This window comes from Fictibacillus solisalsi (assembly GCF_900103485.1).
Taxonomy (GTDB): domain Bacteria; phylum Bacillota; class Bacilli; order Bacillales; family Fictibacillaceae; genus Fictibacillus_C; species Fictibacillus_C solisalsi.
In genome coordinates, this window is the sequence record NZ_FNHW01000001.1 from 309183 (window position 1) to 323673 (window position 14491).

Consider the following 14491-nt stretch of genomic DNA (forward strand, 5'->3'; position numbering starts at 1 on the left):
CTACATGCCATGAAGTTTCAAGATGTATATTTAGATGAAAACATTGAAAGGAGAGTTTTCATCATGAATATTGCATCTTTCATCATTTACTGTTTTATAGTGACTTTTACCCCGGGGCCAACTAATATCGTCATCTTATCGACAGTGCATAATTATGGTTCAAAAAAAGCCATTGAATATACCTATGGAGCAACAATTGCTTTTGGATTGCTACTTGGTTTATCTGCTCTGTTGAATACGATGCTGATCACTGTCCTGCCAAAAATTTTAATTGGGATGCAGATCATCGGAACCATTTATATGTTATATCTTGCTTATCAAATATACAGAATGGATACATCAAAGCCGGCTGACAGCCATGCTGGCACTTTTATTTCAGGCTTCCTTATGCAGTTTTTAAATCCGAAAGTGGTGCTATTTACAATGACGGTCATTCCTAGCTTTATTTTACCCTACTATACCGACATGCGGGCTGTGACAATAAGTGTTTTTGTTATAACGGTCATTGGATTCCTGGCATTTCTTGCCTGGATTCTTTTCGGTACAATCTTCAAGGGTTTTCTACAAAAGCATGATAGGATTGTCAATGTAGGAATGGCGCTTTGTCTTGTTTATGCTACACTGATGATTTGGAAATAGGCAGTGCTGAAGAGGTGAAATAAATGGATAAATTTATCTATAAAAAGGCAGCAGGTATTACGGCGCTGTCAGCGAACATGACTGATTTTAAGTATAAAAAGCATTATCACAAAGAATATGCAATTGGCGTAACATTGCGTGGTGTTCAACATTATACTTTAGATGGAAGTTTACAGTTATCCTATCCAAATGGAGTAATGCTCTTTAATCCTGAACAAGCACATGATGGTATGGCACATAATCGGGCAGGACTTGAGTATGTGATGGTATATATTGATCCACAATTGCTTTTAGAGGTCTCCGGGAAAAAGGATATTGTATGTTTTTCAACCCCTATCGTGTACGATTATGAACTGAAAAAAAGAGTATTAAATCTAGCTAATGCAATCTTAGGGGAAAAAGATGAGGCTTTCTGCAGCGAACAACTCTTAGCGCTTTCTGATGGCCTGATTCAAACGGACTTATCATTGGAAGGTAAAACGGATAATGTCCTAATCAGAAAAGCAAAGGATATGCTGCATGCAAATCATATCCTTAAACTTGACGAGATTAGTATGGAGCTTAATCTATCAAAATTCCAGTTTATCCGATTTTTCAAAACCCACACTGGCATTACACCATACCAATATCATCTTAACTGCAAAATTGAACGTGCGAAGCACTTAATCGATAATCGTCGAGATATTTATGCAGCAGTAGCTGAATGTGACTTTGTTGATTTGACTCATTTAAATAAACATTTTAAGAGAGTGTATGGAATAACAGCGTTTGAATACATGTCATATTTAAATTGATAGGGAAAGGATTTAACACGGAGCCGGCAGCACGGCAGGATTCTTAAAACTTATAGATAATATAATGGATTGAGCGTTCAATCAATTGAAGGAGGATGGATTATGAAGAATTCCAAAATTATATTCTTTGAGAGAGAGTTTCCAAGTGCAAACATGGTTCTGATTAAGGATCAGCACTCCATCCTTATTGATACTGGGTTTGGGAGTGACGCCAAAATAACAGAGCAATTAATTAAAGCAGAAGGTGTATCACCAGAGGAATTACAACTTATTGTGAACACGCACTATCATAGTGATCATGTAGGCGGAAATTTTTATCTTCAAAAGAATTATGGAGTAAAGATTGCTGGTCATAAATGGGATGCTGATTTAATTAATGCATGTGACCCTGAAGCATGTAGTGCTGAATGGTTAGATCAGCCTGTGGAACCGTATCAAGTCAATTTGAAGCTGTCTGATAACGATGAAATTTATACAGGAAACAAAACGTTGAAGGTGGTTCACACACCGGGACATACGCTCGGACATATATCTCTCTATGATCCTGAGGAAGAGATATTCTTCAGTGGGGATCTCTTTCACAGAAATGATGTTGGCTGGTTAAACATCTTTCGAGAGGGAGTCTCATCCATTCAACGATCTTTAGAAAGTATCGATCGTGTGTCCAAGCTGCGAATTAGGCATGCGTATTCGGGTCATGGTCCTGAAATAGAGAACCCGCTTAGTTCCATTGATACAGCAAGGAAGCGGCTGGAGAAGTGGTTGAAAAGCCCGGAAAAAGTAGCATGGCACGCATGTAAAAGGATATTTGCATTTACACTTATCATGAAAAATGGATTGCCTAAACAAGAAATTGATAAATACTTATTAAATTGTGGTTGGTTCCAAGATATTTCACGGTACTCGTTCCAGCTTCAACCAGAAGAATTTATTAACCCCCTGATTGATGAAATGATTCGCTCCAAAGCAGCGGAATGGAATAATAATTACTTAATGCCAACCATTACATACCAGGCGCCACAAGAGGAATGGATGAGTAAGAACATAAAGCCAAAAGGTTGGCAGTCTCAAGATTTTCACTTGTAATTATACATTTAAATATTCGATATCGGAATTAGGAGGAGGTATATGTCTTTAAAAGCCGGAGATATCATTAGGTTTGAGCGGACTTTTACGGTAAGGGATGTTGAATTATTCACAGAAGTTTCTTGTGATCAAGGGATTCATCATATCACCCCCGATGAACAGGGCAGGGTTGTTATCCAAGGGTTACTAACTGCAACGCTTCCAATAAAAATTGGAGGAGAGCATAACGTCCTGGCCCGTACGATGAATTTTGAGTTTTTAAGACCTGTGTTCACAGGAGACACCATCAGTTGTGAAGTTAAGATTGAAGAATACAAACGAAAAGAAAATAATAAAACATCTATTGCTGCATCCTTTTTATGTGAAAATCAGAACGGAAAAGAAGTACTAAAAGGTATTTTTTCAGGAGTAATCCTATAAAACTTTTAACTTTCCCAATGATTGGGCGCCTATCCATAACAAGATATGCGCTTTTTTGATGGAATAAAAGCTTTAACAAGGATTGTCCGAGCGTAATGAAGAAGGGATATGTAAAAATGGCTAGAAAAAGGAGAAGAACTCACATGGCGATTACGTATACTCATTTTGATACATACCCCGATCGTAAGACAGTAGAGGGGATCATCCAGTTACATAATAAAATCTTTGGCGGGTCGGATGACTTGGCTGGCCGAATGAAGGAAAAACCTGGCTTGCAAATTGATGTGGCAATACATGGAGAAAAGATGGTCGGCTATAAGATAGGATACGCGCTTAACCGGGAGCAGTTTTATAGCTGGTTGGGCGGGGTTGATGCTAACTACAGGAAACAGGGGATTGCCTCAACGCTAATGGACCAGCAGCATCAACAGGTTAAAGATAGTGGGTACAAAGCGGTGCAGACAAAAACCAAAAACAAGTGGCGGAGCATGCTGATTTTAAATATTAAATCCGGCTTCGATATCATTGGAACGTATACGGATGAAGAAGGTGAACCGAAAATCATTCTTGAAAAGAAACTTTGGAATGAAATGGGAGGTTCCAAATGCTAAAAAAGGCGACAGTACGGGAAGCAAAAGAAGAAGCTGACCTTGCTCTCCGGCTTTGGCCAAACCATATGTTAGAGGATTCAGCCGAGAAATGACGAATCTGATTGCTCAGCAGGATGCAGCCCACGCATCTTAGGCTTGGGTTTACTGAAACGAATCGTATGATTTGTTTTAAAAAGATACTATAAGCGTGCGCATAAGGAAAAAAGCGTGATGGGTGGAAGCTGTGGTATATTAAAAACTTGGGAACACATTGGAACAAATTCCTGCTATAGGACAAGGAACCTGGAATTTGGGCGAGAATAAGTCCATGGAAAAAGAGGACTTAGAACAGATCAAGCGTACTTTTCCAATTAACAAGTAATTAACAGGTGGCAATTGCTTATCAGTAGGAGGAGGATGAGGATGGAAGTTTTCGAAAAATATTTAGCCGGCATTGATCACCCTGACCATCGCAGCCGAACAAAGGAAATATTGACGTGGGTCGCGAATCAATTCCCCCATTTGGAACCGCAGATCAAGTGGAATACACCGATGTTTTCTGATCATGGCACCTTTATCATCGGCTTTTCCACAGCAAAGCATCATTTGAGTGTGTCACCTGAAGAGGCAGGCATTACTCACTTTGCCGATAACATTGTACAAGCGGGCTACAGCTTTACCAAAGGGTTATTTCGAATTCCGTGGAATGAGCCGGTCAATTTCGAATTGCTGAAAACAATGATCGAATATAATATTCAGGATAAAGCAGAACATACAACCTTTTGGCGGAAATAATATACTCAATTTCAGCTATTGGGCGCCTATCTCTATGAGATAGGCGTCTTTTTTATTTTATTTTATTTAGGATGCAACGGATATTTATTTAGCAATAATAATATAATAAAAAACAATAATGATTTATTGTAAAACGATAAATAATATGTTAAATTCAATTTGACAATAAAAAAGTGAGGTGTCTTTTTATGAAACGGGTATCAACACTCTTTTTAAAAATAGCTGTTTTTCTGATTGGAATGCCGGTTCTAGCCATGTGTATCTTTTTGGTGCCTGAAATTGCGAAATATTTAGCAGAATTGTATCCAGCACATTCATATTTGAAATATCTCGTTTATATCGATTTGTACGCATCAGCGATTCCGTTTTACTTTGCCCTTTATCAAGCTTTCATGCTTTTAAGTTACATCGACAAGAATAAAGCCTTTTCTGAATTGTCTGTAAGGTCTTTAAAGAAGATAAAATATTGTGCAATCACAATTAGCGTTTTGATCGGGTTGGGTATGCCGCTCTTTTATCTTATGGCGGAAAGAGACGATGCCCCAGGAATCATATTAATCGGATTGATCATAATTTTTGCTTCAATCGTGATTGCAGTATTTGCTGCTGTTCTTCAAATGCTTTTAAAAGATGCCATTGATATAAAATCAGAAAATGACTTAGTAGTCTGAGGTGACTAATATGGCAATTATAATCAATATTGATGTGATGCTGGCAAAACGGAAAATGAGTGTAACCGAACTTTCGGAGAAGGTTGGAATCACTATGGCGAACCTTTCTATTTTGAAAAATGGAAAGGCAAAAGCGATTCGATTAACCACTTTGGATGCGATTTGTAAAGCGTTGGAGTGTCAACCGGGAGATGTTTTGGAGTACCGAAATGATGAAGATGCTCAGGATTAGTAACGTAGACATGAAGTCTTCAAAAATCGAGGTGCAAATTGTGGGAGCACTAAAACAAGTCATTCGTTTTGGCTGGGAGCAAGCCCTGTCATGTTTGTTTCCAGTTGTTATTTTTGCCTCATTGGCTTTTACAAAAATCGTTCCACTTCCCCTACTGGCAAGGTATGACTGGCTGTTGATCATCTGTCTTGTGATGCAATGGTGGATGGTGCGCTCCGGGCTTGAAACTCGGGATGAACTGAAGGTGATTACCTTGTTCCACTTAATTGGGCTTGCTCTTGAACTTTTTAAAGTACATATGGGTTCATGGGCTTATCCAGAGGAAGGGTTTTTCAAAATTTTTGGAGTGCCTTTGTATAGCGGATTCATGTACGCAAGTGTAGCAAGTTATCTTTGCCAGGCCTGGAGAAGACTTAAGGTTGACCTGGTTAAGTGGCCGCCGTTTTCAGTGGTTGTATCTCTGGCATCTATGATTTATTTAAATTTTTTCACCCACCATTATTGGATGGACATTCGCTGGTGGTTATCTGGACTCGTGATTATCGTCTTTTGGCGGTCATGGGTAACATATGAGGTGAATGGAACGCGGTACCGTATGCCTCTTGCACTATCCTTTGTACTCATTGGATTTTTTATCTGGATCGCTGAAAATATCGCAACGTTCTTTGGAGCCTGGCAATACCCAAATCAAACCGAGGCATGGAGTCTCGTTCATCTGGGAAAGGTGAGCTCGTGGCTCTTACTCGTGATCGTTAGCTTTCTCATCGTCGCAACGTTAAAGCAGATTAAGGAAAAACCACCGGTGGGTACTGGTCAATCTGTTAAGACAACACATTAAATGTAAATTCTCACATAGAAGAGTTGATAAAATCACTGAAATACTTTCACTTTAGTCATGGCACCTGGGGCCCATTTTATCAATACCGTATCGGAGAGGAATATAGTACCATTTAAATCATGTGGGTTATAGAAATCTCGGCAATAAATTGAGGCGATGTAATGAGTAAATGTGATAAGAGTTCATTTTGCATGTCTTGTTCAAGAAGTAAGTTTGAGGTGAAGTGTTTATCGCCTGTTTATGCAAAAGAACGGTTAATTGGTTACTATTGTGAAGATCATTATGAAGAGGCAGTGTTGTTTCAAAAAAGACAGCATCCAATCAGCGATACAAACAGGGTCAAGTTATGGTTTTAAATGAACGTGATGAGGTGAGGATTTGGCTCATGTAAGAATACGATGTACAGGTCTGATTATCGAAAATAATTCAGTGCTTTTGGTTGAGTTTGATGATAAAGGAATCCATTATAATTTGCCTGGTGGAGGACTGCAGCCAGGCGAAACGATAGTAGAAGGCGTTGCACGAGAGGTGTTAGAAGAAACAGCAGCAGAAGTGAAAGTTGGGCCGTTGGCATTGGTCTATGAATTGGCACCGCATAAACAGTCTGGAGATTATAACAGGAATGAGAACCACGGCCTCCATCTCATTTTTGAGTGTACATTGAAGAAAAACTCCACACCGCAACTGCCTCCTTGTCCAGACCCCCGCCAAACGGCGGTCAAATGAATTCCTCTAAAAGAACTGGACTCTATTTTATTGATACCAAATATTAATCAGCAGATTAAAGACTATGTGAGCAGCAAAAGGAATATAGAGCTGATTGAGGATCACCAGCTGGAGAGACTTCGTTTAGAGCATTTGGTATAAATTTAAAAAATGAAAAAATACAAAAAGAAGAGGAGCTATCCTTAAGGGAGCAGCTCCTTTTTTGCTTTATTTACGTCCGATTTTAAACCGGGACACATAGTCTTTTTTCTCTGTCGGCTGGATATCATCCAAACCGGTCTGCCGCTTGGGCAGCTGCTTCAAATTCGGTGCATTGGTCACCCAGGAATAGGGCTCGATCGCCAGTAGATTCTCATTGCCGCTCGCTGTGAATAACACCCATTGGGTGAATCGGTTGGACACAGAATAGATTATTTCAAGGCCAGGCAAATCAATTGCCGCGGTCTTGTTATCCGTCATGACGAACACATCATCCAGTTTCACTCCGGATAGCGGAGTTCCTTGTGAAAATTCTTCTTTGTTTTTCACGTTTTCCATTTCGCCTGTTGGGAGGTGCCGTTCATTTAAACGCCATCGTTCCTTAACATCAATCCGTAATTTTGCTGAATCAGGAAATTGGAAGGTGGTATGGTAGCCGATCCCGCATGGCATGAGGCTGTCCCCATTGTTTGTAATCTCTGTCGTTTGAATCACTTCGGTCCCTTGAATCTCAATCGTCATCGTAATGGTAAAGTCATGTGGAAACTGGCTCAAAATACCTGGATGCTCTGACGAACGGATCGCTGTTTTGATTCGCGGAATAGTGTCATCTGTCTCCAGGACTGTCCATTCCTTGTCATGCACAAAGCCATGAATGTGAACATTCTCTTTGGCCCTGTTCATTTCCAGTTCGTAGACCCGGCCATTGTATTCAAAGGTGGCATCTTCAATGCGGTTTGGAGGAAAGAGCACCGGTGTTCCGAATACCATTTTCCGCTTTTCATAGTCCTCTTTCGTTTTCGGTGTTCTGAGGACCTCGGTATCGGTCTTTTTATCACGGATGGAAATCATGTTGCTTCCTTGAGAGGGGAGGACAATTACTTCTAGTTCTTCATTTTCTAGTGAGTAGGCAGCTTCATTCAGGAATTGAATTTTTTTCACGCTCATTTTAAGTACCTCCATTTTTTCATTACAGCATCGATTTTAAGTATTCCCCCAAAGGTTACAATGCAAGCCTTTTATTTAAAAGGTTGAGGTAACATATTTACTCTCGCACAAAAAGAGGAGACTGCCTATAAGACAGCCTACCCATAATTTGATGTTACCTCTAACGATTGCCTGGCGCTGGCTGGTCAACGCCCCGCACATGATGACGGTGACCATCGTTTTCAGTCGTGTAAAAATCATAATAATGCACATGCATACCATTCCCTACGGGTATGGCGGGTCCGGAGTAAGCCTTGTAGTGGTGAGTATGCCCATCCTCAAATATCACATAGCCTTCTGTATAATGGATGTGGCCTTGTTCGTGCTGGATAGGAGGGGAGGTTACATCCAGACATTGATGGACGTGTCCGTCAGCTATTCCGGTGTAATCCACTGAACCGTGATTATGGTGGGGTACAAAGCCGTTTACAAAATCATCTTTACCTACTTTGGCCATTCTTTCACTCCTTTTTAGACAATATATTTTAAGGAGAGTAAAAATATGTAACAAGTACAAAAAAGCCATTTGTTCTGAACATCCTACAAATGGCTTATTTTCCTTTAATTTAGAGTCGGAGCTAAACGCTGTTTGCCTCCGTGGACTACTTTCACTTCCACGTTCACAACGATGGAGTTTTTATCCAATGGGATTCTTCCTTGTTTTTGCACCTGTTTCCAGGCCGTATTGTTCTTTTTGTAGAGGACATGAGAAAGATGGTAAATATCACTATGGATGTCCAGTCCTTTATTAAAAGAAAGTAGGACTTCCTTTTTAATTTGCCGTTCAACTGCTTTCTCGATGGTTGAAAGTTTTGTATATTCTCTTACATCATCAATGTAAGCCTTGGTTTTGATGTTGATTTGGAATGTAAGCCGTCCATTTAATACATGTGGAACGATTTTCACCTTTTTCTTTGTTATCACTAGATCAATCGGTGGTCGGTCTCTTTTATTTACTGTCAAGATATCACGGACAAATTCATTTTGCACCCACCGAAAACCGGATACTTTTTTCCCCGTGAGATTGCCTTTTAGGGCAGTAGAAGTGACAATCGAGATACCTTTAGAGGTCAAAGTAGGCTGCGTTTTAATGTCTGTCGCCCACTTTTTAAGACTGATTAAAGGAATTCCAGCTTCGTGGCCGGGTTCGTTTAAAGAGATAATCAGTTCTCTCATATCTTCAGGTTTAATATAAGAACTTTGTTTGTATGTTTGCTTTGGGTCGCTTAATCGGGAAAGCGCGTTGGCCATTTCAAACAAAGGTGTGGCTAACAGTATCTTATTCAGAGGTTCTTTTGTACCATATACATAAATTTGGTATCGTGTCTCCCGGTAACGATCCAGCAGGTCCACAACCGATTTTATGGCCCCATGCCTCAATGCCCGATCAGTCAGTATGACGAAGGCAAGGTGTCCGAAAAACACTTTTCTCTGGGAACTATGGTATAAATCAAAAACAGCATCGTCGATAGTTTTTCCAGTACCGTGGCCAACTTCCAGCTTGACCTGGTCACCGCCTCCGCTCGCTTCCGACTTGGCCAGCAGGCTTAAGCTCATAATTTGAATGTACACTGTATAACTGCCATTTTTATAATCAATCCCCATCCCCTGAGCATATACTAGACGCTCAGGTTCATTCGTATCCCAGCAGCCTGACAAAAAGATCAGCATGCAGATGATCCCCCATAGGCCAGCCTTCCGCTTCAAGAGGAGCCACCCTCTTTCCTTGTTGAATCCTGTGGGTTCAGCATATTAGGACGTTTGTCTTTTTTCGTTTCCGGCAATCGGAAAGCCGACTTTAACATGTTCGTAAGATCGATTCGTGTGACCAAGCCGAAGTATGGTAATCCAAAGGTACGAATGTTTCCAATATAGGTGAGCACGAAAAATATAGAAATAAAAAATCCGAAAAAACCAAGGAAGCTAACACAGATAATGACAAAAAAGCGAATAAGTGACACGGTGCCAATTAATGCCTGATTGGCAAGAGTAAAAGTGGCAATTGTTGAGCCGGCAATGACAACAAGCATGGCGGGACTTGTCAACCCGGCCCGGATGGCCGCATCTCCAATAATGAGTCCGCCAATTACACTCAAGGTTTGTCCTACACCCGTGGGAAGCCTCATTCCGGCTTCCCGGAACAATTCAAATAAAAGCAGCATGAATATAGCTTCCAATGTAGTGGGGAGCGGAACGCCTCTTCTGGATTCGACAACAGTCGCCAGCAACGTTAAGGGCAGCTGGTTTTGATGAAATGCGGTTAGAGCTACCCAAAATCCAGGAAGGAAGGCAGCGCTGGAAAGGCCGATAATTCTGATCATACGTTCAAAAGAACTGTAAATATAGGTTGTCTCCTTATCTTCAGACCCTTTTAATAAATAAAAAAGGTTAATCGGCGTAATAAACGCATAGGAAGTTCCATCGATTAAAATGATGAATCGTCCGTTTAACAGGGATTGAACAGCAAAATCAGGCCTTCCGGTATAGGCGTGCCGGGGGAATAAAGCATAGGGACTCTTATTGAACAGTTCTTCCAGCTGAGTTCCGCTGAAGATCCCGTCAATATCAATAGTGGTTATTTTATCCATGATTTGTGCCAAAATATCTTTATTCGATATATCCTCCATGTAAAGTAAAGAAATCTTTGTTCTTGTCCTTCGTCCGATTTCAAATGATTTTGTCAGGAGGGTAGGGGTTCTGAGCCTTTTGCGTATAAGTGCCATATTGACAGTCAAATCTTCAATGAAATTGTCACGGGGTCCCAGCACCGTAAGCTCATTTTTAGTTTCTTCCGGATTTCGCTGTGGTTTGTCCGAAATATCGATGGACAGAACTGTGTTTTCCAGACCGGCATCGATAAACAATTTTCCAGCGAAAATTTCCGAAACGGCCTGATCTTTGCTTTTGATGGTAGTTACAGAAGGGAGATGAAGCCGTTTTGCAAAATCCTCCTCTGTAGGATCTCCCTTCACCTCATTAAAGAATGCTTCGAGACGGTCCGGAACTACTTTGTAAAGCATTTCATTACTTATCAAACCCTCACAATAAATTAATACGACTTTTTGTTGATTGAAGAAGAAAGGAACGAACTGAATATCTTCGCACTTCCCTAGCAGAGTTCGTAAAACCTCCTCGTTGATGGCTTCTGAAATCGTGCTGCCTGTTTTATTTTCTGAACTCGTTGGGAGATGGGAAGGCTTCTTAAAAAACCCCATGTTTAGACCTCCTCTTCTTTTTGGAATAATAAGCGACAAATCCCCCTAACACGAAGGAAAAGCCTAAAAAAAACCAAAAGGTTAATGGCAAAATGGTAAAAAACATCAGATTGGAGTAAGTAAAGTCACTGATCGGATAAAGCGTTAAACCAGTCACTATGGCAAAAACAATCAGCAGAAACCAATTTTGTCCTTTTTTAAAAGGGATGATTTCTTTCATGATATAAAAGAATACCGAAAGTCGTATAAATGTTCCTGAAAGCCATTGATATATCGAGAGAAAATCGACATGTTCCACAAACTTTCCAAGTGAAGCCAGTCCCCATTCTTCGTATGCGGGAAATCGCTGCCGTGCTCCCTCAAGTGGACCGAATTCGACGATAGATCCAATTAATGGTCCGATTGTCAAACCGCATAGCAGAAAAGACAATATGGCGAGATGCTTAAATTTCAGGGGATGTACGATTTTGTGCTGTAAAAATAAGAGAAGAAGAAGCTCAACCATTCCGGAACCTTGGTAAATCGTCGCTTTTAAAACCGGGATTAACCCATGTTCAAGGAACGGTTGCAGCAAGGAATAATCCTTATATTGAATGTTGGTGAATGAGACAAAAAAGCCAAGAAGTACGATGAAGAACAACAGAATAATATTCGAAACACTGACCGTCCTCATACTGGTTCCCGCTAAAAACAAACACGCCAGCCCAAATACGACGGTAATAAACAGTAAGGGTGTTTCCTGAAGAAACGTAATATTGATAAATGTAATGGTCTCCCGCATGGTGATGCTTTCTGCTAAGGTCAGGTAACAAAGAATCAAAATGAGGATGACATTTGTAAATCCCCTGCCGGCTCGTTCCCTCATCCATTGAAAGAGATGCTGGCCATTGGTTTTTTTATTGATAAACAAGAGCAGTGGAATCCAAGCCAACGTTAGAATAAAGGTAATAAGAATGCTTAGCCAAGCATCTCTGCCAGCTGTTCTGATCATAGGTTGAATTAGGAAAACATGACATTTCAAACCAATGCTGGTTATCGCTAATAAGGACAGCTGAAAGATCGTAATGGAATCGGAATTTTTCATGAAATCATCCTCTGCATGAAGGGCTAAAGGTATTTTGTCCCAAATTGTATATGATATGATTGTCCATGGTTTTAAAAAATAGAAAAGGAGAAGTCCTTTGCATGATACATATACTAATTGCAGACGATGATCCTCATATTCGTGAATTGCTGCAGCACCATCTAGGGCGGGAAGGCTATATGGTTCATGTGGCAAAGGATGGGGAAGAAGCTTCGTCCTTGCTCCAAACCATACAAATCCATTTGGCTGTCGTCGATATCATGATGCCCGGCAAGGATGGGTATGAGCTGTGTGAGGAAATCAGGAACGTCTATGACGTACCCGTTATTCTGCTGACAGCCAAGGATCAGCTGTTGGATAAGGAAAAAGGCTTTCTGGTAGGAACGGACGACTATATGACCAAGCCGTTTGAGCCGAAAGAGCTGATCTTCCGGATCAAAGCACTTCTCAGGCGGTATCAAATGGTGAACTCGGAAAGAACCGCGCTGAATCACACGGTCATTGACCGAAAAAGCTATGAAGTTTACAGCAATGGGAAGCTGATCATGCTGCCGATGAAAGAATTTGAACTTCTGAGCCAGCTCGCGAGCTATCCTGGCCGTATTTTTACGAGAGATGAACTGATCCAGTTGATTTGGGGAGCGGATTTTGAAGGAGATGACCGGACGGTGGACGTGCATATTAAACGGCTGAGGGAGCGATTCGCTTCCCGAACGGATGATTTCTCAATCAAAACCGTCCGCGGTGTCGGCTATAAGCTGGAGGTCGCCGAGAAATGAAGACGTTGTATGTCCGAATTGTGGTGACCACCATCGCCGTCATGATCATCAGCAGTTTGTTTGCGTTTGTCTTATCCAATGCGTATTACCAGAAGAGTTTGAAACCATATAATGATCAAAAAGTAACGAAGATCGCGAAGAAGACCGTGGATTATTTTGAAAGGAATCCACAGCTGGAACTAAAGAATTACCTGAACCATGTGGCAGATACAGGCTACCAAATTTACCTGGTGGACCACAACGGCCGTGAATCCTTTTATGGCGGAGACTTTCGGAAAAAGGAGATTGACCGCTCTGCTGTAAACAAGGTACTGAATGGCGGCGTCTATCACGGAATAGCCGAATTTCCGTCTGCACCATTTGTTACAGGATTCTTTGATAATGTCTTGAAAAATACGATCGGAATGCCCCTGAAGGAATCCGGCCACACCTATGCATTGTTCATCCGTCCGAATATAGAACTGCAATTCGGCGAGATGCGCTTGTTCTTTTCCGTCATCTTGCTTCTGATGATCATCCTCAGTATTGTTCTGGTGGGAATCAGCACGCGTTATCTGGTCAAACCGATCATCAAGCTGACTGAAGCCACGAAAAAAATCGCGACCGGAAACTACAACATTAAACTCAACGAAAAGAGGAGAGACGAGATCGGAAGTCTGGCTTCCAATTTTTCCGAAATGGCTAAAAGCCTGGAGCAGCTGGAGGAAATGAGGCAGGAATTCGTTTCAAATGTATCGCACGAGATCCAATCTCCCCTAGCTTCTATGAAAGGATTTGCCCAAACACTTCAGAACGAACAACTGACACCAGAGAAACGAAAAGAGTATTTAGCGATTATCGAGAAGGAAAGCGTGCGCTTATCTCAGCTCAGTAAGCAGCTGTTGATGCTGGCTTCTCTTGATAAAGAGGAAGCGTTTATTGAAAAAAGCACATTCGATGTGGCAGCCCAGATCAAGGAGGTCGTCCATATGACCGAATGGAGCTGGCGCGAGAAAGAGATGGCGATTGAAATGGATTTGCCTCAGATGTTCATTTATGGAGATAAGAAACTGCTCCATCAAGTGTGGATGAACCTCATCACCAACAGCATTAAATACACGGAACCTGGGGGAACGTTATCAATTACGCTGGAAAAATCCGACCGTGAATGTCTGGTTTCAATTTCAGATACCGGGATCGGCATCTCTCCAGACGATCTCCCAAGCATCTTTGACCGCTTTTATAAAGCAGACAAGGCCCGAGAAAGAAAAGAAGGCAGCAGCGGACTCGGTTTATCGATTGTGAAAAAGATCGTAAGGCTGCATCATGGAGAAATAAAAGCGGAAAGTGAGCCTGGCAAGGGATCGACCTTTACGGTGAATCTTCCAAAAATGTAACCTGCTGTTCATCTTCCGTTCATACTTGCTTTCTATGATGGATTTGTATCACGGTACAAAC

General features: G+C 41.2%; 17 protein-coding genes. 12 read left to right on the top strand and 5 right to left on the bottom strand.

What is annotated here, in order from left to right:
- The first annotated feature begins 63 nt into the window (after nucleotides 1-63).
- The 10 genes from BLT53_RS01575 (at nucleotide 64) to BLT53_RS01620 (ending at nucleotide 6791) form a co-directional block, all read left to right on the top strand.
- Complete coding sequence (locus BLT53_RS01575; RefSeq protein ID WP_090232262.1) at nucleotides 64-639, top strand: LysE family translocator; 576 nt, start codon at nucleotides 64-66, stop codon at nucleotides 637-639.
- A 23-nt stretch (nucleotides 640-662) separates the two neighbouring features.
- Nucleotides 663-1433, top strand: coding sequence for a helix-turn-helix domain-containing protein (locus BLT53_RS01580; protein ID WP_090232264.1), 771 nt, complete (start codon nucleotides 663-665; stop codon nucleotides 1431-1433).
- A gap of 102 nt (nucleotides 1434-1535) precedes the next feature.
- Entirely contained in the window at nucleotides 1536-2519 is a 984-nt protein-coding gene (locus tag BLT53_RS01585) for an MBL fold metallo-hydrolase (protein WP_090232266.1), read from the top strand.
- A gap of 42 nt (nucleotides 2520-2561) precedes the next feature.
- Complete coding sequence (locus BLT53_RS01590; RefSeq protein WP_090232267.1) at nucleotides 2562-2939, top strand: FAS1-like dehydratase domain-containing protein; 378 nt, start codon at nucleotides 2562-2564, stop codon at nucleotides 2937-2939.
- Between the two features lie 143 nt (nucleotides 2940-3082).
- Nucleotides 3083-3550 (top strand): GNAT family N-acetyltransferase, encoded by a 468-nt coding sequence (locus BLT53_RS01595; RefSeq protein ID WP_090232269.1) that lies wholly within the window; start codon nucleotides 3083-3085, stop codon nucleotides 3548-3550.
- Between the two features lie 402 nt (nucleotides 3551-3952).
- Nucleotides 3953-4324: an iron chaperone gene (locus BLT53_RS01600; protein ID WP_090232270.1), complete on the top strand. Its 372-nt coding sequence runs from the start codon at nucleotides 3953-3955 to the stop codon at nucleotides 4322-4324.
- A gap of 188 nt (nucleotides 4325-4512) precedes the next feature.
- Nucleotides 4513-4995: a DUF2975 domain-containing protein gene (locus BLT53_RS01605; protein WP_090232271.1), complete on the top strand. Its 483-nt coding sequence runs from the start codon at nucleotides 4513-4515 to the stop codon at nucleotides 4993-4995.
- A 10-nt stretch (nucleotides 4996-5005) separates the two neighbouring features.
- The gene (locus tag BLT53_RS01610; protein WP_090232273.1) at nucleotides 5006-5227 is read left to right on the top strand and encodes a helix-turn-helix domain-containing protein; all 222 of its coding nucleotides are present in this window, start codon (nucleotides 5006-5008) and stop codon (nucleotides 5225-5227) included.
- Between the two features lie 40 nt (nucleotides 5228-5267).
- Nucleotides 5268-6065, top strand: coding sequence for a DUF817 domain-containing protein (locus BLT53_RS01615; RefSeq protein ID WP_090236625.1), 798 nt, complete (start codon nucleotides 5268-5270; stop codon nucleotides 6063-6065).
- Nucleotides 6066-6443: 378 nt separating this feature from the next.
- Nucleotides 6444-6791 carry an NUDIX domain-containing protein gene (locus BLT53_RS01620; protein WP_342027837.1) on the top strand — a complete coding sequence of 116 codons (348 nt, stop codon included), beginning with the start codon at nucleotides 6444-6446 and terminating at the stop codon, nucleotides 6789-6791.
- A gap of 207 nt (nucleotides 6792-6998) precedes the next feature.
- On the opposite strand, the gene BLT53_RS01625 is transcribed toward BLT53_RS01620, so the two are convergent.
- The 5 genes from BLT53_RS01625 to BLT53_RS01645 form a co-directional block, all read right to left on the bottom strand.
- The gene (locus BLT53_RS01625) at nucleotides 6999-7937 is read right to left on the bottom strand and encodes an aldose 1-epimerase (protein WP_170834192.1); all 939 of its coding nucleotides are present in this window, start codon (nucleotides 7935-7937) and stop codon (nucleotides 6999-7001) included.
- Nucleotides 7938-8097: 160 nt separating this feature from the next.
- Nucleotides 8098-8433 (bottom strand): YmaF family protein, encoded by a 336-nt coding sequence (locus BLT53_RS01630; RefSeq protein ID WP_090232277.1) that lies wholly within the window; start codon nucleotides 8431-8433, stop codon nucleotides 8098-8100.
- A 104-nt stretch (nucleotides 8434-8537) separates the two neighbouring features.
- Nucleotides 8538-9683 (bottom strand): Ger(x)C family spore germination protein, encoded by a 1146-nt coding sequence (locus BLT53_RS01635; RefSeq protein WP_244520330.1) that lies wholly within the window; start codon nucleotides 9681-9683, stop codon nucleotides 8538-8540.
- Entirely contained in the window at nucleotides 9680-11191 is a 1512-nt protein-coding gene (locus BLT53_RS01640) for a spore germination protein (protein ID WP_090232278.1), read from the bottom strand. The genes BLT53_RS01635 and BLT53_RS01640 overlap by 4 nt, the downstream gene beginning before the upstream one ends.
- On the bottom strand, nucleotides 11178-12275 hold the full coding sequence (locus BLT53_RS01645; RefSeq protein WP_090232280.1) for a GerAB/ArcD/ProY family transporter: 1098 nt from the start codon (nucleotides 12273-12275) through the stop codon (nucleotides 11178-11180). Before BLT53_RS01645 ends, BLT53_RS01640 begins: the two co-directional genes overlap by 14 nt.
- A gap of 101 nt (nucleotides 12276-12376) precedes the next feature.
- Between BLT53_RS01645 and BLT53_RS01650 the strand changes: the two genes are divergently transcribed.
- Together BLT53_RS01650 and BLT53_RS01655 are read left to right on the top strand one after the other, a co-directional pair.
- Nucleotides 12377-13054, top strand: a complete 678-nt coding sequence (locus tag BLT53_RS01650; RefSeq protein ID WP_090232281.1) for a response regulator transcription factor — start codon at nucleotides 12377-12379, stop codon at nucleotides 13052-13054.
- Complete coding sequence (locus BLT53_RS01655) at nucleotides 13051-14430, top strand: sensor histidine kinase (protein WP_090232283.1); 1380 nt, start codon at nucleotides 13051-13053, stop codon at nucleotides 14428-14430. Before BLT53_RS01650 ends, BLT53_RS01655 begins: the two co-directional genes overlap by 4 nt.
- Nucleotides 14431-14491 lie beyond the last annotated feature (61 nt).